Raw genomic sequence first — 20,631 nt, 5'->3', positions numbered from 1 at the left:
TGACTGCAACCGTTACTGATCCAAGTGGTAACACAGCGACAGCAACAGAAACAGTCAGCCCAGACGTGACTGCGCCGAGCTTGGACATCAATCCAATCGAAGCAGACAGCAGCACACCAATCAGCGGTACATCGGATGAAATCGGTGCTGTAGTGACGGTGACCTATCCAAATGGTACGACTGCAACAGCGACTGTGGGTACAGATGGTACGTGGACGGTTGCAAATCCAGGCAACTTAGTCGATGGCGGTATCGTGACTGCAACCGTTACTGATCCAAGTGGTAACACAGCGACAGCAACAGAAACAGTCAGCCCAGACGTGACTGCGCCGAGCTTGGACATCAATCCAATTTCAGGTCCAGGTGCTATTGCTGGTATTTCGGATGAAATCGGTGCTGTGGTGACGGTGACCTATCCAAATGGTACGACTGCAACGGCGACTGTGGGTACAGATGGTACGTGGACGGTTGCAAATCCAGGAAATCTAGTGGAAGGTCAAACTGTCACAGCGACTGTTCGAGATTTGGCAGGTAATGTTACAAATGCGACAGAATCTATAGGTGATGTATCAGCGCTTGCTCCTACATTAAAGCTTAATAATGATTCAGGTACGAGTAACACAGATAACTATACCAATGATGGTGTAGTGAAAGTCAGCGGTCTAGAGTCAGGTGCAACTTGGAAATACAGTGTAGATGGTGGTAATTCATGGACGACTGGTATAGGAACAAGCTTTACATTACCAGAAGGTGTATATGGATCGAATAAAGTACTGGTTCAACAAATAGATGCTGCAGGTAATGTAAGTTCAAATAGTGCACTTCCAGCAACCACTGTAGATTTAACTGTTGTTAAACCAAGTTTTGCTATTAATGATTATGGTGTGAGTAACAGCGATAACATCACATGGGATTATGAAAATATCAAAGTCTCAGGTATTGAAAGTAATGCAAAATGGGAATATAGCTTAGATGGAGGTACTACATGGTCGGTAGGTGCAGGTGATTCTTTCTCTGCAACTGCGAATACGACTTATGCTCCAAATAAAATACAAGTCCGTCAAACAGATTTAGCAGGCAATACAAGTGCTGTTTATTCAAATACAAGTCAAATTGTATTTGATAATAGTATTGCTACTCCATTCTTACAATTAGCTGTTGACTCTGGTACAGGTAATCAAGACGGCATTAGTAATAATGGTAAGGTGAATGTTTCCAATATTGATTCAGATATTGTGCTATTTGAATACTCAATAGATGCTGGTCAAAGCTGGATAAATATAACGGGTCAAACGTCATTTACATTACCAGAAGGTGTTTATGATCGCGGTACATTGCAGACTCGTGTAGTCAACCGTGCTGGCATTGAGTCAATTGATAGTCACGATCCGATTGTTATTGATAAAACGCCACCGACTTTAGATATCAATCCAATCCTAGGTCCATTTACAGTAATCACTGGTATTTCTAATGAAATTGGTGCAACTGTAACAGTGACATTCCCAAATGGAACAAATGTGCCAGCGCTTGTCGGTACAGATGGTAAATGGAGTGTTGTAAATCCAAGTGGTCTCACCGAAGGTCAAACTGTCACAGCGACTGTTCGAGATTTGGCAGGTAATGTTACAAATGCGACAGAATCTGTAGGTGATGTATCGGCGCTTGCTCCTACATTAAAGCTTAATAATGATTCAGGTACGAGTAACACAGATAACTATACCAATGATGGTGTAGTGAAAGTCAGCGGTCTAGAGTCAGGTGCAACTTGGAAATACAGTGTAGATGGTGGTAATTCATGGACGACTGGTATAGGAACAAGCTTTACATTACCAGAAGGTGTATATGGATCGAATAAAGTACTGGTTCAACAAATAGATGCTGCAGGTAATGTAAGTTCAAATAGTGTACTTCCAGCAACCACTGTAGATTTAACTGTTGTTAAACCAAGTTTTGCTATTAATGATTATGGTGTGAGTAACAGCGATAACATCACATGGGATTATGAAAATATCAAAGTCTCAGGTATTGAAAGTAATGCAAAATGGGAATATAGCTTAGATGGAGGTACTACATGGTCGGTAGGTGCAGGTGATTCTTTCTCTGCAACTGCGAATACGACTTATGCTCCAAATAAAATACAAGTCCGTCAAACAGATTTAGCAGGCAATACAAGTGCTGTTTATTCAAATACAAGTCAAATTGTATTTGATAATAGTATTGCTACTCCATTCTTACAATTAGCTGTTGACTCTGGTACAGGTAGTCAAGACGGCATTAGTAATAATGGTAAGGTGAATGTTTCCAATATTGATTCAGATATTGTGCTATTTGAATACTCAATAGATGCTGGTCAAAGCTGGATAAATATAACGGGTCAAACGTCATTTACATTACCAGAAGGTGTTTATGATCGTGGTACATTGCAGACTCGTGTAGTCAACCGTGCTGGTATTGAGTCAATTGATAGTCACGATCCGATTGTTATTGATCAGACAGCTCCATTTATTACCCTTAACGATTTGTCAGCAACAGCGCCTATCACAGGAACATCAAATCCATTTACGTCGATTACAGTGATGTACGGTGCTTTCGGTCAGACAGTGGTGTCAAATGCTTCAGGTGTGTGGTCAGTTCCAAATCCTGGTCTTACTAATGGTCAGACTGTAACTGCAACTGCAACAGATTTAGCCGGTAATAAGAGCAATGTTGCTACTAAAGCTATACCTTTAACTACACCAACTTCATATGTTGATAATGTTGATCCAGGTCAGGGAACTTTCGTTACTGGAACATCTACGAATGATACAACGCCTAGTTTAGTGATTCCGACGCTTTCAAGTGGTCAAACAGCGAAACTTTATGTTGATGGTGTAAATGTTCCTGCTACTTATAACGCGGTAGATAATACGTTGACTCCAACTACACCGCTTGTGACGGGTACGCATAATTTGACTTATTCGCTTGTTAATTCGGGTGTAGAGACAGCACAAAGTGGTGCATTGACATTAACTGTTGATACGACTGCTCCAACTGTAACATCGAAGATTACAGGTATAAGTGATGATACGGGTAATATAGGTGATTGGGTCACTACAGATCATACGCTAACAGTGAATGGTACAATCACGAACATTTTAGCTGTGGGTGATAAAGTACAAGTTTCTAGAGATGGTGTGAATTGGATTGATGCAAATGTAAATGGAACAAATTGGACAGCACCAATACCTGCAACACTTGCAACTGGTAATGTAACATTCCAAACGCGTGTCATTGATGCAGCACAAAATGCATCTGCGGTATCATCGCAAGTCGTTCAAATTGTAGATTTAGTTGGTATTAATAATCTTGCAACGATTGACGGGACAGTGAAAACGAATGTTGCTACGGTATATCCTGGCGGGCCTCTTTCAGTGTCAATCATCGATGTTATTGGTGTACTGAATAACACACAAGCTCAAAACTTACCTACATTACATATTAATGATGGTGTTACTTCATCCTTTACTTTCTCAACGGATTTATTAACTGGTATCGGTGCTGGTGGTGCATTATTAGATGTAGTTGCTTATAAATTAAATCCTGCAACAGGTCTATATGAAAAATATCAGACAGTTAGTGGTGCAGGATTATTGATAGGATTTTTTATTGCCGTAGGTACAGTTACTGCTGCTTTTAATAGTTTGCCTGGTGGTGAGTATAAATTTGCTATTACTTCTGCACTTAACTTTGCTGGGATTGTAGTTAGCGGCAACTATACTTATAACAGTGTATCTAGTACAGATTATGGATTATCAAATGTCACAGGAAATGTGATTGGGAATGATATTCATACAGGTACTATAGGTGTTTCTTCAGTTAGTTCTGAAATCGCATCTGAAGGTAATAAAGCAGTAATTTCTGGAACATCAACTAAAATTGTTGGGCAACATGGAACTTTAACAATTAATTTAGACGGAAGTTATGATTATGTTCGCTTGATGGATAGCTCTCATTTAGGCAAAACAGATACATTTACTGTGACTGTAAAAGATCAGTGGGGTAATACTTCAACTGAACAACTAAATGTTCAAATTGGAGCAAATGGCTATACATTTAATGCAAGTAATCCAAGTGCAGATGCAACTGGCGCAGCCGCTAAAGCAGCAAGCTTTATGTCTGCAGCCGTAGCTACTCCAGACAATACTTCCGTAACGAGTACAACTGCTGATGATACGATTACATCAACAAGTACACATCACAATACATTGATATTTAATGTATTGAATGATACCGATGCGACAGGTGGAAATGGTCACGAAACTTGGAATGGATTCTCTATTACGCCATCTACTGCTACTACAGCACAGCATAGCGTACAAGATGTGATTGATGTTTCTGATTTGTTAAGTGAGCAACATGTAGATGCATCTAATATTGATCATTTCATTACAGCGTTAACTGTGTACAACACTCAAGGTGGTAAAGATACAGTTATCTCGATTGACCGTGATGGTACAGGAAGTCACTTCAATTCGACTGATGTATTAACACTGAAAAATGTTGATACCTCTTTAGATGAGCTGATTAAAAACCATCAACTTCTTTACTAATCAGACCATGAGCTAAAAAGTAAAAAAGAGAATCTTAGGATTCTCTTGATTTAAAAAATAATGAAAAACTTAAAAGCACTGTTTGTAAAAATGGTGCTTTTTTATGTCTTGGTAAAATAGATGTATTTCAATACAGCATCATATTCAAAAATATTGGATGAAAATGCACAGATGAAAAAAAGCCAGTATAAATACTGGCTTCATTTAAAAATGTGTTGAGTCAGCTTGTATAAGACGACTTATTTCGAATTCTTACTTAAAAAATCTAGATAGGGCTTAACCAATAATTGCTCTTGTTCCAAGATTGGCATATGACCAACACCTTTTAAAATCACAGGTCCTTGGGCATTTTTTAAAAGATTTTTCAATTCAGCAGCTGCTTCAACATTGATAATTTGGTCCTTATCACCCCATGCAATCAATACAGGTTGATCAATTGAGCGTGCAGCAATTGCAAAAGAGTCCGGTGTAAATAATTTAGACATCACAATCAGCTGCTCAATCAATTTTGATGTATTTGCAGATTGGCTGATCATGAGTTTCTCTTGAGCATCTTTTATTTCTTTCGGAATGAATGGGGGAATATTCATTGCAATTTTCATCAATCGATCAAAATCACCAGCTTTATTCACCACCATATTACGTAAGGTCGTTGGATCTTTTAAATAAGGTGTATTCGCAGATTTAAATACACCTGCACTGTCAATTAAAAACACAGATTTGGTGTCTACAGGATATTGTGCGGTATAAAGCAGGGCAATAGACCCACCCATACTATGCCCAGCAATATGTACACCATTTTCTACTTTAATTGCTTCGGCAAAACGGCGAACTTTTTCAGTTAAATTTGGAATTGAGTAATCAAAATCATTGGGAACTTTACTATCACCTTGACCAGGAAGATCAGGAATAATCACATGATAATATGGTGTTAAATAGCGCGCTAAACGGTTCCAGTTGTCACGACTTCCTGCTAGACCGTGAACAAGAAGAAGGGTAGGTTTTCCAGCTTGTCCGCCTTCGCTATATGCCCAATCAATATCACCGACTTTAATACGTTTGGTTTCCATACCTGCCCAAGCACGTTCTTGTTGTAAAACGCTTTGAATATCAATTGCTGGCGCAGCTTGAGTTTGTGTGGTTATAGCGACCGAAGCCACAGTACCTAAACCAATCATAGAGGCAATAAGGAGTTGAGAGAAAGTCCGTTTCATAGTGCTGTACTCTTGTTGTTTTGAATTATCAAGTTAAGATTAAAATAGTAGTAAATAAAATACATTTGCCTAAAATGAATAATGCACTTCACTATTGGTCAATACAAACGATGATACAGAATAAAGAATTGGCTGAGCTGATATTAAATGTGATTATTCAAATTCCAAAGGGCAAGGTTGCCAGTTATGGGCAAGTTGCAAAATTGGCAGGATTACCTAAACATGCGCGCTTAGTAGGACGTGTTTTGGCGCAATTGGATAGTGAAAATCATATTCCTTGGTATCGGGTGATTAATTCACAAGGTAAAATAAGTTTAAATAAAACAGATGAGCAAGGTCTCTGTATTCAAAGTGCATTATTATTATCTGAAAATGTAGTCGTTATTGATGGCAAAATTAATCTAAAAAAATTTCAATGGCTGCCATAGCACAATATTATTTTTCAATAAAAAAACCCTATTTATCATAAAAATAGGGTTTTCATATTTTATTTAATGACTAAAACTGGAATTTGTAACTCAGTTAATAAACTTTGGGCAACACTACCCATAATCAGTTTTTGAATACCTGTACGACCATGTGAACTTAATATCACTAAATCAATTTTTAAGTCATTTACGGCTTGTGCAATGGTACGTGCAATATTTTCACCTTCAAGTACACGTGTTTCTACATTTAAACCTTCATCTAAAAACTGTTGTTTAGCAGAGTTGATATTGTCCTGAATAAATCCGCGTGCTCTTTCAATTAACATATTACTTTGACCATGGGAAATATATTCAGCAGCAATATAAGGGTCTAAAGTCATGACTTGAACCACGGTTACTTTACTATTGAATGCCTTAGCTAATTCAGCAGCATGTTTTACAACATTTAAAGCTGTTTCTGAACCATCAACAGGAACGAGAATATTTTGATAAGTCATAGTATTTTCCTTATTTTTACTCAGTTTTGAATGTGTGTGAAACTTTTCTAAAGACATAAAATAATCATATTGAATGATCATAACGTGAATATGAATTGAATAAAACCCAGTAAAAATATATGAATAAATAGTAGAGTTAATGACTTCTACTAAAGCTAAATAAGCTTATGTATATTCAAATGATGAATTTATAAATTTAAATAAATATCAATATATTAAATAGTTATACAGGGCTTGAACCTGTACTTTTTTTCACAAAATAAAAAGTATTATGGGAACAAAAAGCATACATAAATTGAAGTTTAATCCTAAGTAATTGATAGAAATGGTCAATGAAAATAGAAGTGAATCTCGTAAACTCGAATAGTTATATAAAATAAACAAAATAATATGTTACGAAAGGGAAATGAATAATGGATTATGAATACTTATTGGTTGAACAGAAACAAGGTGTTGGTTATGTAACATTAAACCGTCCAAAGCAATATGGCAGTTTGAACGCTGCGGCTTGTAAAGAGTTAACCGATGTTCTGACCCTTTGGAAAGATAATCCTGAAGTCAAAGTGATCGTACTGGCAGGGACTGGACGGGCATTTTGTACAGGGATGGAAATGAAACCTGAATTATTCAATACTGTAGAAATGCCGCTTGATTTAGGCAAAGTGCTGGAAAAACATTTTAATCCGATTTTAAAACTGATCACTGAAATACCTAAGATTATTATCTGTTCTGTTAATGGAATTGCAGCTGGTATTGGTGCAAGTTTACCGTTATTAGCAGACATTACTATTGCAGGGAAATCTGCGGCATTTGCTCAAATCTTTAGTAAAATTGGCTTAATTCCTGATGGAGGAATCACATGGTATTTGCCACGGCTCATTGGTTATGCAAAAGCGAAAGCATTGATGCTGACTGCGGAAAAAATTAGCGCAGATGAAGCTGAACGATTGGGTATGATTTATAAAGTTGTTGAAGATGATGAGTTAAAGAATGAAGTTGAAAAACTCGCAACTCATTTGGCTAAGCAGGCGACTGTGAGTTTGGCTTTAATTAAAAAAGCCATGCAAGTTACGATGCAAAATGATTTTACAGAACAATTAAGAGTCGAACAGGAATTACAGTGTATTGCAGGGCAGACGGAAGATTTCTTTGAAGGTGCACGTGCATTTATGATGAAAGATGAGCCGAATTTTAAAGGTCGATAATGTCATAGAATAGATATTGAAAATATTGAGGACATGAATTAATGAGCGCATATTTACTCAGGAAATTGAAAATTTTGCAGCTGATCATTCGCAGTTTCTATCAGTCCTCTTCTGGAAAGTAATTGTCTTTCTTCTTCGGATTGAATAGGTTTATTGTTCATGTTCCTGCGTGAAGGGGTTAAGTGATTATAGCCAAGAAAAAGCTGATTTCCTAAAAGGAAGAATTAATCATATTTTTTGATCTAGGGTTAAAGCCTTATTTAAAGATTCATTAAATTTTTTGCAGAAATTATCCGAAATACAAAAGCATTCGGTAATATTATCTATGAAAAAAAGCCTTACCCTAAAAAGTTTTGTATTATTAACCAATATGTTATAGGTGTTAAGGCTTTTTTTTACGTATTTTTAGGTCTAATTCAGGTTTATTTAATTTGTATTACCTTAACTTAAGGTAAATCTAATGCTTTGCGCATTTTCAAGGTTTTAATTAAAGCTTGATCACGAAGTGTTTGGAGATTTTTATCTCCAAGTTTTTGAATGAATTTTTGAGTTTCCGCATTGAGCATATCAATTTTTTCTTCAGATAAAGTATACGGTTTCATGTCCGCCCACCATTCAGACATTGGCTCACCTAAATGATGCATTGCTGCGGTAAATCCATGTTGATTTGCCAACTGCATATTTAAATATGGACCGAATATTGCCCAACGTAATCCTGGTCCATTGGTAATGGCAGTATCGATATCTTCAGCACTACAAACACCTTCAGAAACCAAATAAAAAGCTTCTCTCCAAATTGCAGACTGTAAGCGATTCGCAACATGACCTTTGACTTCTTTTTGAATTAAAATGGGTTTTTTCCCCAATAATTTATAAAATTCAAACGCATCTTGGATATAGTTTTGCTCAGTTTTTTCCCCGCCAATAATTTCAACAAGGGGCAATAGGTGTGGTGGATTAAAAGGGTGACCAAGTACAATTCTTTCAGGATATAAACAATCATTTTGAATATCTGAAATTTTTAAACCCGACGAACTTGAGGCAATAATAGTATCTTTAGGGCAGTTTTGAGTGAGTTGAGTATATAAGTCTTTTTTCAGATCAATTCGTTCTGGGCCATTTTCTTGAATAAAATCTGCATCTATTACTGCATCTGCGAGATGGTTAAAAAAAGTTAAGTTTTTTAAAGTATCTGAAATATAAGCATCAGATGATGTATTTTTTTCTTCATTTAACTCAAATAGATCGAGTAAATACGTGCGCACTCTATTGTTTAAATTAACTTCTGCATCAGGCGCAGGGTCAAAAGCATTGACCTGAAATCCTTTATTTAAAAAGAAAGCTGTCCAACTTGCACCAATCAGACCAGTACCAATAATGGCAACTTTATTCACTTGTTTCATGTATTTATTTCCTTTAATAAAGTAGGAATGTCAGGGCGAATTTGATTACGGAGCGAACTCAGAAATTTTAATTTTTAATCAGAAAATATTAAAAAACGGGGGGAGGGAGATATCCCCCCTAAACCAAAGCTGATGAATTTCGTCAGATGACGATTTATATATCAGCGATGAATAATCCTTTGGATTTTTAAGTGTTGTTAGATGTTCTAAAAGAACATCAAACTTTTATGTCATCATGCATATTTAAATGATGAAGGAATATTATTGAGCGGTGTATCCACCATCCATGACAACGGCTTGACCCGTTACACCAGCAGCTTTTTCACTGGCTAAGAAAATTGCATAATCAGCAATTTCTTCAACATTGAGTAAACGTTTTTGTGGCACCATGGCTAAAATGACATCTTCAAGCGCGCTTGTTTCACTGACGTTACGTGTTTTTGCCAAATCTTTAATTTGACCACGAACCAATGGTGTATCAACATAGCCTGGGCAGAGCGCATTGACTGTAATGCCATCACGTGCACATTCTAAAGCCGCCACTTTAGTCAAACCAATCACGCCATGTTTAGCACTGTTATAGCCCGCTTTTCCTGCAAAACCGATTAGCCCATTGATCGAAGCCATATTGATAATACGACCATATTTTTGGGTTTTCATAATTGGAAAAGCGTGTTTAATGCCAATAAATGAGCCCACTAACATGACATTTAATAATTTTTGATAAATTTCGGTTGGAAACTCTTCAATAGATGCAACATACTGAAAACCTGCATTATTAATTAAAATATCCAAACGCCCAAAACGTGTATGTGCGAGTTGAATTGAAGCTGCATAAGCATCTTCATTAGAAACATCACAGGGTGCAGATAAGGCTTCAAATCCTTCAGCAGTTAATGCTAAAACCGCTTCATTACATTTTTCAGCATTCATATCTGAAATGACAACTTTTGCGCCTTCATGGGCAAATTTTTTGGCAATTTCAAGCCCAATACCACTTGCTGAACCTGTGATGAATGCGACTTTACCGTTGAGAAGTTGGCTCATTATTTACTCCCTGTGTTTTTCTAGAATATAAACTTAGACAATACCAAACCATGTAAATGCTGCAATTGCGACGAATACGGCAACAGTTTTAATGATGGTGATGGCAAAAATGTCTTTATAAGACTGCTTGTGGGTCAGCCCTGTTACTGCAAGTAAGGTAATTACAGCACCGTTATGCGGTAGGGTATCCATACCACCTGATGCCATTGCAACAATACGATGCATGACTTCAGGAGGAATGCCCATGGCTGCAATTGCTAGATTGTATTGGTCAGCCATTGCACTTAGGGCAATACTCATACCACCTGAAGCAGAACCTGTAATCCCTGCTAAAACGGTTGTGGTGACTGCTCCATTGACCAATGGGTTGGTAAATGTATGTCCTAATGCATGGCTGATCACCGCAAAACCTGGTAACGCAGCAATGATTGCACCAAAACCGTACTCAGAAGCCGTGTTCATAACTGCCAATAATGATCCACCAATACTGGCATTTACGCCTTCTTTAAAACTGGTCGATACACGACGATAATCAAACATGATCGCAGTAATAATTCCAACGATTAATGCTAAACCTACGGCCCAAATTGCAGATGTTTTTGCTACATCCACAGTATAGTTTGCCAGCCCAATTGCATTAAAATCAAAGCCATTCGGATACCAATCTTTAATTGCTGTAGATAAGTATTTATTGGTTACTGCGACTAAAACTAATGGGACGAACGCCATAAACTGACGTAGACCAGAACCATTATCCTGCTGTAGAGATTGATTCTCGAATTGTTTAAGTTCAGCTTCTGTTAATGTGATACCAGATGCAAAGCCATCACCATTTCGAGCGGCAACACGACGGCGCCATTCCAAATAACTTAAGCCTACACCTAAAACAAAGATTGCGCCGATAATTCCTAAGAAAGGAGCGGCATAAATGTTTGTTCCAAAAAATGTGGTTGGAATAACATTCTGAATTTGTGGCGTACCTGGTAAAGCATCCATCGTGAATGAGAATGCCCCAAGAGCGATTGTTCCTGGAATCAAACGCTTAGGAATATTTGCTTGTCTAAACAGTTGGTTGGCAAATGGATAGACTGCGAAAACTACGACAAATAAACTGACACCGCTATACGTTAAAATTGCACCAAGAAGTACAACAGTCAGCATGGCATTTTTAGAGCCAATCAGTTTGACAATAGTTTTGGCAATAGATTCGGCAATCCCAGACATTTCAACGACTTTACCGAAAATCGCTCCGAGTAAAAAAACAAGGAAATAATCTTTAATAAAACCAACCATTTTTGGCATGAATACGCCAGAATAAAATGGTAAAACATTGGCAGGATTAATCAGCAAGACGGCTAATAAGGCACAAATTGGTGCCATGAGAATGACAGAGAATCCTCTATAGGCTGTATACATTAACAAGCCTAGAGAAAGTAAAATTATACCCAGTTCCCACATATTTTTTACTCCGTCCTTAAAGAATATAGCTCAAGACCACCTTGGTTTTTTATTGTAAATAACCACAAGCTTGCCTTAATCATAAATATTAATGAGTGAAACGAATAAAATGGATATCTAGAGAAATTGATTTTCATCAATAAATTTAGTTTTTATAAATCGTCCCGATCTACAAATTGGAATATCCATTTCCAAATGATGGTTAAAACTATAATGCAAATAATTAAGGCTATTATTTGAAAATACTTATGAGTTAATATGGAAAACTAATCAATTGGAATTCATTATGCTCGTATTTTAAGTAATACGTTATTAATAATTAAAAAGAAAAATGGTTATTTAGTGATATTTTTATGGTTAAGATGATATGCAAGATTTTCAAATTTACTTTGATTTATACAATCAACGTCTAGATTTTCTCCTCTATTTAAAATGAATGAACACATTTCTACACAGTAGGCAAAAACTCAAAATAACGCATTGGGTGAATGATGTACGTAATAGATGAAATTTTCTCATGATGTTCAAGTGACCATTCTAGCGCTTAATTGATAATCAAAATTCTCATTTTGCGACAAAAATTGCTCAAGATTGGAGTATTATAGTTATACATATCGCTTAGGTTGACATATGACACTCAAACAGTTAAAAGCTTTTTTAGTTCTTGCCCGGACATTAAATTATGCCAATGCAGCCAATGAGCTTTGTTTAAGTCAGTCCGCTTTAAGTTTAAGCATCAAGAGCTTAGAAGATGAGTTGGGTGGAAAACTTTTTAAGCGTAATACACGCCGTGTAGATCTTACGGCTGAAGGAAGTTCACTAATTCCATTTGCTCGAAAACTTTTAGCCAATTGGGAGGATATGGAACGGGATGTGAAACAGCGTTTTAAATTGCATCGTGGGACATTAAATATTGCTTCGATGCCTTTTGCAACACATGCTATTTTACCTGCTGTACTGAATGAGTTTAACAAGTTTCATCCCAATATTAATTTTTCAATTCATGATATTACCAATGAAAAAATTATAGAAAAAGTTCAAGAGGGTATTTTTGAAATAGGCATTTGTTTTGAGCCTAAGCAGAATGATCAATTAATTTTTAAACCATTTTTTAACGAAGATTTTTTGGCTTTGTTACCAAAGGATCATGTATTAGCACAGCGTAAAAGCGTGACGTGGAATGAACTCTGTTCATATCCATTTATTACCTTACAAAAACCATCGATTATTCGGCATGTTGTAGAAGAAAAATGTTCCCAAAATAATATGATTTTAGATTTAAAAATTGAATGTCATCAGATTAGCTCATTATCCCATTTTGTTGCTTTGGGCATGGGAGTAAGTGCTATCCCTCGACACTTTCAAAATTATATCGACAAAGAAAACAATGTCTTGGTTGAAATTGAGAATAGCAATGTCAGTCTTACTGTTGGCATTATTTATAAAAAAGATTTTGAACTATCGAATATTTCCTCACAATTTATCGAAATTATATTGGCACATCAGTTTTAAAATTCTTTTGAGCAATCTCCCAGATGAGATTAATGAGTTTTACTCATCACACATTTGAAAGATTCAATTTCTCAAATAAATGACAGAATGTTAATAATAAAGATTCTAAAGGACATAGAGTTAAAACGATGAATAAAGTTGTAGCGAATGCGCATGAAGCTTTGGCTGATGTGGTTGCAAACAACCAGACTTTTGCTGTCGGTGGATTTGGATTATGCGGTATTCCAGAAGCATTGATTGATGCTTTAAAAGAAACGGGTGTCAATGGTTTAACTTGTATTTCGAATAATGCAGGGGTTGATGATTTTGGTCTGGGTAAACTTTTACAAACCAAACAAATTAAAAAAATGATTTCATCTTATGTCGGTGAAAATAAAGAATTTGAGCGTCAATATTTAAATGGTGAACTTGAAGTTGAATTGACACCTCAAGGCACTTTGGCAGAAAAATTACGCGCAGGTGGCGCAGGTATCCCAGCTTTCTTTACCCAAACGGGTGTAGGTACTTTAATTGCGGAGGGCAAAGAAGTCCGTGAGTTTGATGGTAAAGATTACATTTTAGAACGAGCACTGGTTGCCGATATTGCTTTGGTCAAAGCATATAAAGCAGATAAGGCAGGCAATTTAGTCTTCCGTAAAACGGCACGTAATTTCAATCCTGAATGTGCAATGGCAGGGAAATTTACCATCGTTGAAGTTGAAGAGGTCGTTGAAATTGGTGAATTAGATCCAGATTCGATTCATTTGCCAGGAATTTATGTCAACCGTATTGTTTTAAATACGCAACCTGAAAAACGCATTGAACAATTGACATTGAAGACGGAGATTTAATCATGGCTTGGACGCGTAATGAAATGGCTGAGCGTGCAGCTCAAGAACTTGAAGATGGTTTTTATGTCAATTTAGGGATTGGTTTACCGACACTGGTTGCAAATTATATTCCTGAAAATATTGATGTTTGGTTGCAATCTGAAAATGGTTTACTCGGCATTGGCGAATTTCCGACCCAAGAAACGGTTGATGCTGATTTAATTAATGCAGGCAAACAAACCGTAACTACACGTAAAGGTGCTGCATTTTTTTCTAGTTCAGAATCTTTTGCCATGATTCGTGGCGGTAAAGTGAACATTGCCATTTTAGGTTCGATGGAAGTTTCAGAAAAAGGCGATTTAGCCAACTGGATGATTCCGGGTAAAAAAGTAAAAGGTATGGGCGGCGCAATGGATTTAGTTGCTGGCGTACAAAAAGTTGTAGTGTTGATGGAACATTGTGCGAAAGATGGTAGCCCAAAAATCGTATCTGAATGTACATTACCATTGACAGGTCGATTGGTCGTTAACCGTGTCATTACCGATCTTGGTGTGATGGATGTTACTGCACAAGGTATTGAATTAATTGAACTTGCTAAAGATGTAACTTTAGAGGAAATTCAAGCTGCAACAGGTGTGCAATTAATCACGACCAACTTAGTTGTTTCTTAATCAAAATAATATGAATAATTTCAAGCAGTTCCGGCTGCTTTGAAGTGTGGTGAATGGCGTATTCTGCGCTATTCATTTCTTATAATCATGTATTTTTAAAATCAAATTTTTCAAAATATAAGCTTATTCAAAACTCAGTTTGTTCATCATTTTAGAGCCTTTGAATATTTTTACCCATTAATGAATGTTCAATATAACGAGATAAAAGTCAAATATTGAACAATCAAATTTTTAATATATTGTTTCAAAAGTATTCTATTTTCAAATGATCAGCACTTAAATTCAAGGTGAATCCGTATGGAAAAAATCGTTATCATCGCTGCAAGTCGTACCGCAATGGGAAGCTTTCAAGGAAGTTTTTCGACTTTATCTGCACCTGATTTAGGTGCTGTGGTTATTCAAAATGTTGTTGAACAAGCCAATATACCTGTTGATGATATTGACGAAGTAATTATGGGCTGTGTATTACCTGCGGGTGTAAAACAAGGGCCAGCACGTCAAGCTATGCGTCAAGCAGGTTTACCAGATCATGTCGGTGCGACCACGATTAATAAAGTGTGCGGTTCTGGCATGAAAGCTGCGATGCAAGCCAGTGATGCAATTAAAGCAGGCAGTGCAAAAATTATTGTCATTGGTGGTATGGAATCTATGACTAATGCACCGTATTTATTGCCAAAAGCACGTTCGGGTTATCGCATGGGACATGGTCAAGTGATTGATCATATGTTCATGGATGGTTTGGAAGATGCGGGTACTGGTCGTGCAATGGGTAGTTTTGCGCAGGACATGGCAGATAAAAAAGGCTATAGCCGTGAACAAATGGATGAATTTGCAATTCGTTCTCTAACACGAGCACAAAAAGCCATTGCTGAAGGATATTTTAAAAATGAAATTACTGCAGTAAAAGTGACTACACGAAAAGGTGAAGTGACGGTAGATGTGGATGAAAACCCTGCAAATGCCAAGATTGATAAAATTTCAACATTAAGAGCCGCATTTGCAAAAGATGGAACGATTACTGCTGCAAATTCGAGTTCAATTAGTGATGGTGCATCTGCTTTACTCATTACTTCTGAGTCGGAAGCGAATAAGCGTAATTTAGCTGTATTGGCCGAGATTAAAGGGTATACAACCAATTCTCAGCTGCCAGAAGAATTTACAATTGCTCCAGTCGGTGCGATTGAAAAATTACTTAAAAATGTCGGTTGGTCTGCCGAAGATGTTGATCTATGGGAAATTAACGAAGCTTTTGCAATGGTAACAATGGCGGCAATTGATGCTTTTAAACTTGATCCAGAAAAAGTCAATGTGAATGGTGGTGCATGCGCATTAGGGCATCCACTAGGTTCATCGGGTTCACGAATTATTGTGACACTCATCCATGCTTTAAAACGTTTAGGTAAGAGCAAAGGTGTCGCTGCATTGTGTATCGGTGGTGGTGAAGCGACCGCAATTGCAATTGAAGTAAAAGCATAATTTATAGTTTATGAATGAGTGAACTTTTCATTTATTCTTAAATCAACATAAAAAGCCCTTATTCGATGAGGGATTTTTTATGACTTACTTTTATCATTTGAATATTCATAAACTTCAAAACCTGAATATTCTCTCAGAAAAGAGATAGCGTTAATTCTAGAATAAAGTAGTTACACTTAAGTTGTAGCACACTCCGACGATTGCCAGAAAAAGCTCTCGAAATGAAAATCGAGATAGATTAATCATCCGAAAGACAGTGGATTTCTTCAATATAATGTGATGATCAAACTTTAGTTATTGCACAGAATGTAGTGCAATAACTTTTTATAGGTCATGTAAATTCAAGATCAACTTTAATATTTAAAAACACTCATCAGAATTTATGCAATTTTGAAACATTCAGAAATTTTAAAGAGCTAAAGGTTGTAGACCTTTCACAATATCGCTAAATTCAGAACCATTCAGCCAAAACGATTTTTTTAAAAATAATGTGGTCATAATACTTTCTGCCGTATCACTATTGGTATTTTCGCAGAATATACCATACTGGCTGCCGAGTACTGTATTGTCTTCGATTAAGCGAATATAGTAAGCATGTTGTTCATCTGCATAACCTAGAATTGCATCACGTTGAGTCGCCATTTTTATGTCTCCACATAGAAAATCAATCAAAAAACTGTGTTAAAACTAGACCAGTAAGTTAATTCAGTTAGATCAATATTTTAGCGAAATAATGGGTTTTATTTTCATTCTAAATTATTGATTTTATGAAAAGTATTTTGATTTACTTGTTCATCCTTGATCAAATAGATGTATCAAAAACTGATCGATATGGCTATTGTTATCTAAAAAAAATCACACGTCAACTTGAAATTGTAACTTTTTCAAAGTATATTGATTTGAATGGCTTTTATACAGCATGGAGGATAGATCATGACAAAAAAAGTGGAATTTGAACATGGCGGTGCGAGACCCAATGCAGGGCGGAAAGCTCAATTTAGTGAACAGACTAAGGTAATCCGGGTACCTGAATCACAAGTCGATTTTATCAAAAATTGGTTACTTAAAAATTTCAGTAATGGCAAATTATCAGATTTAACGTCAAATATTAACATTCAAAATGTTCAGGCAAATAACGATAAAATTTATCAGATTCCGATGGCTACAGAGCGTGTCGCAGCAGGTGTACCATTTTCTGTAGAAGATACCATTGATCAGTCTTTGGATATGAATGAATATTTGATTCGTAATGAAAGTTCAACATTTATTGTCAAAGCCAATTCTTTGTCCATGTTGGATGTCGGCATCGACATAGATGATCCGTTGATTGTTGATCGAAGTATTACTGCAAAATCAGGTGATATTGTCATTGCGCGAATTGATAATGATTTTACAGTTAAGCGTTTGATGGTGGATAAACAATTTAATCCTGCAAAAATTTGGCTGAAAGCGGAAAATCCTGAATTCCAAAATATTTATATTGAAGAAGGTCAAGAGTTTGAGATTTGGGGTGTTGTAACTTATAACCTCAAACGAATGCGCTAATTTTTTGAAAGCAGATTCTAAAAATAAATTTTATAAAACAGTCTTCATTTTTGACCTACTTCGAGAATTATACTCGTTGTGGGTTTTTAGGCTTTAGTATTCATTTTATTAAAAAACTTGTTAATTCTCTAAACACTGGTTAAAAGTAGTGATGCAGATGAAAATAATCATAGCGATTAGACGTATCGATATGTAAGTCATAGAGAATAAAAGGATTTAATAATGAAACGTCCGAAGTATATTGATAAAGTTGAATGGGAGGCACGTTGCCAACTTGCTGCTTTGTATCGTTTAATTGCTCATTTTAAGATGACAGATCTGATTGATACACATATTAGTTTACGTGTTCCAGACGAGCCTGATCATTTTCTCATTAACCGTTATGGTGTGACTTTTGATCAGATGAAAGCGACTGATTTAGTCAAAATTGATCACGATGGTAAGATTGTTGCAGAATATGATCAAGGTAAAATGGTCAATGTCGCAGGCTTTGTGATTCATTCTGCTTTGCATCATGCTAAAGATGATATTGATTGTGTAATTCACACTCATACTGCTGACGGAATAGCAGTCTCCGCACAAGAAAAAGGCTTATTGCCTTTGTCGCAACATGCGCTCAAATTTTATAACAATATTGCTTATCATGAATATGAAGGCATCGCATTTTCAACCGAAGAGCGTGAGCGTTTAGTGAATGATTTAGGGCAGTTTCGTTGTATGATATTGAGAAATCATGGTTTATTGGCAACAGGAAATTCGATTGCCCGAGCATTTCATGAAATTTATTTTCTAGAGCGTGCATGTCAAGTCCAGATTAAAGCCATGACCAGTCCGAAGCTACACTTTCCAAGTAAAGAAGTTTGTGAACATACGGTGAAGCAATTTGAAAGTGATGCTGCTGAACCGATTATTCAGGCAGCTTGGAACGCTGCATTATCATTAATTAAAGATCAAAAGAAAGATTACTGTTGTTAATTATTTTTGTTTACTCAAGTAATAAGCCTCTAAATTTAGAGGCTTATTATTCACAAATGATTAATTAGTTAAATCAAACCAAATGAATTGACTGTTTTGGTTGGCAGTAATTGTAGCATCTTCATCAAAAAGGTAAGCATCACCAGCTTTAACGATTTGCCCTGCAATATCAATTTCACCTTCAATCACATGTACGTAGTTAAATTTTTGCGTTGCTTTAACTGCTAATGTACGACCCTTTTCCAAATATGCAGCTTTGATTTCAGCATTTTGACGGATATGCATCGGCGCATCATCATTGGGTCCAACAATCAATTGCCATTCATTGGGTGATTTTTTTGGGTCACGCTCAATTTGTTGATAATCAGGAGTCGCATCTTTTTCATTTGGAATGACCCAAATTTGTAACATATGAACAGCTTCATCACCTTGGTTCATTTCACTGTGTTGAACACCAGTTCCTGCACTCATCAATTGCCATTCACCTGCATGGATGTGGCGTTCATTCCCCATGCTGTCTTTATGAGAAATAGTCCCTTTTAATACACAGGTCAAAATTTCCATATTGTCATGAGCATGAGTACCAAAGCCATTATGTGCGGCAATAATATCATCGTTAATAACACGTAATGAACCAACGCCCATGTATTTCGGGTTATACCAACTACCAAATGAAAAGCTATGTTTGCTTTCTAACCATCCTGCTTTTACATGACCACGATCTTCACTTAAGTGTAAAAATGTATTCATTTCAAATCTCCAAATCTTTATTTTTAACTTGAAATAATTTTAATATTTATGTGATGGCATGAAAACAATATATAAGCAACGTATTGTTGTGTTTTTGGAACGCCCATCATTATTTTACGCAAACGTTCATTAAATTAATCTGAGCCATTGTTGAAAATAAGACGAGCAATTAGAAATTAAAATGCTTGAATTTCGAGCGCATTAATTATTTCTTGAATGCCAGTCAATGCACCAGTTGCTATCGACATCCCTTGGTTGGGGTGAAGATCGTGCTCTCTAGGATTGATACGAATTAAATTAGGTGCGAATTTTTCCCCAAAATTGCGGACTGTAGGAATTGCAGTTCCTGCACCGAGCTCAATAACAATCGGTTGATGGCGCTGTTTTAACCATTGCTTTAAATATTGAGCTTGAATATTTGATCTCGAATTTATCCAATCATAATCATCAAACATGAGAATATTGGGACGAGATAAACCATGACAATGCGGACATTTAGGTAATTCGCCTAACCATTCACAACGATTTTGATCAATACGTAGTTGGATTTTTTCTGCTGACCAAATTTGATTTTCACAGACAGCTAAACATTGTAAATGGTGAATTGAACCGTGACATTCGTAAATCAAATGTTCATCAAAACCTGCTTTTTGAAATTGACCATCAACATTCGATGTGAAAATAAAGTAGGGGAGATCTAACATTTCACTTAATTTTTTGAGCAAGTGAAAGCCTTGATGTGGCGTGGTTTGTCGATATAGTTTGAGACGATGACCATAAAACCCCCAAGCTAAAGTGGGTGCATCATGAAAAGCATTTGGATTGGCTATAGAGCTAAATTCGATACGCTGTTTACCAAGTTCAGGATAAGCTTGCCACATACCTTGATTACCACGAAAATCGGGTAATCCTGAATCAACCCCCATACCTGCACCTGCGCTAATCAGCAGACCATCTGTATTTTTAAACATTTTTTTTATTTTAGAAATCTGCTGTGAATTGAGCATTTTTATGCGCCTGAGAGTGTTATTAACCAGCAGATCATTCTGCAT

17 protein-coding genes and 1 pseudogene are annotated in these 20,631 nt (G+C 36.4%); 9 read left to right on the top strand and 9 right to left on the bottom strand.

Annotated elements, in window-relative coordinates; translation table 11 throughout:
- Positions 1–4,589: beta strand repeat-containing protein (locus ACG94X_RS14415; RefSeq protein WP_419384402.1), on the top strand; the 4,589-nt coding region annotated here is incomplete at its 5' end.
- A 239-nt stretch (positions 4,590–4,828) separates the two neighbouring features.
- Here ACG94X_RS14415 and ACG94X_RS14410 read toward each other — a convergent pair.
- Positions 4,829–5,803, bottom strand: a complete 975-nt coding sequence (locus tag ACG94X_RS14410; RefSeq protein ID WP_419384401.1) for an alpha/beta fold hydrolase — start codon at positions 5,801–5,803, stop codon at positions 4,829–4,831.
- 110 nt (positions 5,804–5,913) lie between these two features.
- On the opposite strand from ACG94X_RS14410, the gene ACG94X_RS14405 reads away from it, so the two are divergent.
- Positions 5,914–6,231, top strand: a complete 318-nt coding sequence (locus tag ACG94X_RS14405; protein ID WP_419384400.1) for an MGMT family protein — start codon at positions 5,914–5,916, stop codon at positions 6,229–6,231.
- 59 nt (positions 6,232–6,290) lie between these two features.
- Here the strand turns inward: ACG94X_RS14405 and ACG94X_RS14400 are convergent, their stop codons facing one another.
- Positions 6,291–6,728, bottom strand: a complete 438-nt coding sequence (locus tag ACG94X_RS14400; RefSeq protein WP_419384399.1) for a universal stress protein — start codon at positions 6,726–6,728, stop codon at positions 6,291–6,293.
- 413 nt (positions 6,729–7,141) lie between these two features.
- On the opposite strand from ACG94X_RS14400, the gene ACG94X_RS14395 reads away from it, so the two are divergent.
- Positions 7,142–7,933 (top strand): enoyl-CoA hydratase-related protein, encoded by a 792-nt coding sequence (locus tag ACG94X_RS14395; RefSeq protein WP_419384398.1) that lies wholly within the window; start codon positions 7,142–7,144, stop codon positions 7,931–7,933.
- Positions 7,934–8,004: 71 nt separating this feature from the next.
- On the opposite strand, the pseudogene ACG94X_RS14390 reads toward ACG94X_RS14395, so the two are convergent.
- The 4 genes and pseudogenes from ACG94X_RS14390 to ACG94X_RS14375 all read right to left on the bottom strand — a co-directional run.
- A pseudogene (locus ACG94X_RS14390) lies at positions 8,005–8,127 on the bottom strand (IS982 family transposase); the annotation flags it as partial.
- Between the two features lie 252 nt (positions 8,128–8,379).
- Positions 8,380–9,336 (bottom strand): 3-hydroxyacyl-CoA dehydrogenase NAD-binding domain-containing protein, encoded by a 957-nt coding sequence (locus ACG94X_RS14385; protein ID WP_419384397.1) that lies wholly within the window; start codon positions 9,334–9,336, stop codon positions 8,380–8,382.
- A 261-nt stretch (positions 9,337–9,597) separates the two neighbouring features.
- Positions 9,598–10,383 (bottom strand): 3-hydroxybutyrate dehydrogenase, encoded by a 786-nt coding sequence (locus tag ACG94X_RS14380; protein ID WP_419384396.1) that lies wholly within the window; start codon positions 10,381–10,383, stop codon positions 9,598–9,600.
- Positions 10,384–10,416: 33 nt separating this feature from the next.
- Positions 10,417–11,841: a GntP family permease gene (locus ACG94X_RS14375; protein WP_419384395.1), complete on the bottom strand. Its 1,425-nt coding sequence runs from the start codon at positions 11,839–11,841 to the stop codon at positions 10,417–10,419.
- A gap of 630 nt (positions 11,842–12,471) precedes the next feature.
- Between ACG94X_RS14375 and ACG94X_RS14370 the strand changes: the two genes are divergently transcribed.
- From ACG94X_RS14370 to ACG94X_RS14355, 4 genes are all read left to right on the top strand, one after another.
- Positions 12,472–13,353: a LysR family transcriptional regulator gene (locus ACG94X_RS14370; protein WP_419384394.1), complete on the top strand. Its 882-nt coding sequence runs from the start codon at positions 12,472–12,474 to the stop codon at positions 13,351–13,353.
- A gap of 128 nt (positions 13,354–13,481) precedes the next feature.
- The gene (locus ACG94X_RS14365) at positions 13,482–14,183 is read left to right on the top strand and encodes a CoA transferase subunit A (protein WP_419384393.1); all 702 of its coding nucleotides are present in this window, start codon (positions 13,482–13,484) and stop codon (positions 14,181–14,183) included.
- Positions 14,184–14,185: 2 nt separating this feature from the next.
- Positions 14,186–14,833 carry a CoA transferase subunit B gene (locus tag ACG94X_RS14360; protein WP_419384392.1) on the top strand — a complete coding sequence of 216 codons (648 nt, stop codon included), beginning with the start codon at positions 14,186–14,188 and terminating at the stop codon, positions 14,831–14,833.
- A 297-nt stretch (positions 14,834–15,130) separates the two neighbouring features.
- Complete coding sequence (locus ACG94X_RS14355; protein WP_419384391.1) at positions 15,131–16,309, top strand: thiolase family protein; 1,179 nt, start codon at positions 15,131–15,133, stop codon at positions 16,307–16,309.
- Between the two features lie 408 nt (positions 16,310–16,717).
- On the opposite strand, the gene ACG94X_RS14350 is transcribed toward ACG94X_RS14355, so the two are convergent.
- Positions 16,718–16,951, bottom strand: a complete 234-nt coding sequence (locus tag ACG94X_RS14350; RefSeq protein WP_419384390.1) for a hypothetical protein — start codon at positions 16,949–16,951, stop codon at positions 16,718–16,720.
- A 291-nt stretch (positions 16,952–17,242) separates the two neighbouring features.
- Between ACG94X_RS14350 and ACG94X_RS14345 the strand changes: the two genes are divergently transcribed.
- Positions 17,243–17,854, top strand: coding sequence for a LexA family protein (locus ACG94X_RS14345; protein WP_419384389.1), 612 nt, complete (start codon positions 17,243–17,245; stop codon positions 17,852–17,854).
- A gap of 222 nt (positions 17,855–18,076) precedes the next feature.
- On the top strand, positions 18,077–18,829 hold the full coding sequence (locus ACG94X_RS14340) for a class II aldolase/adducin family protein (RefSeq protein WP_419384388.1): 753 nt from the start codon (positions 18,077–18,079) through the stop codon (positions 18,827–18,829).
- A 60-nt stretch (positions 18,830–18,889) separates the two neighbouring features.
- Here the strand turns inward: ACG94X_RS14340 and ACG94X_RS14335 are convergent, their stop codons facing one another.
- Together ACG94X_RS14335 and ACG94X_RS14330 are read right to left on the bottom strand one after the other, a co-directional pair.
- Positions 18,890–19,579, bottom strand: a complete 690-nt coding sequence (locus ACG94X_RS14335; protein ID WP_419384387.1) for a pirin family protein — start codon at positions 19,577–19,579, stop codon at positions 18,890–18,892.
- Between the two features lie 176 nt (positions 19,580–19,755).
- Complete coding sequence (locus ACG94X_RS14330) at positions 19,756–20,586, bottom strand: SIR2 family NAD-dependent protein deacylase (protein ID WP_419384386.1); 831 nt, start codon at positions 20,584–20,586, stop codon at positions 19,756–19,758.
- Positions 20,587–20,631: the final 45 nt, after the last annotated feature.

The sequence above is a fragment of the Acinetobacter psychrotolerans genome, assembly GCF_048552595.1.
Taxonomy (GTDB): Bacteria; Pseudomonadota; Gammaproteobacteria; order Pseudomonadales; family Moraxellaceae; genus Acinetobacter.
The sequence above is the reverse complement of the archived record's forward strand: the minus strand, read 5'-3'. Positions and strand labels throughout refer to the sequence as shown.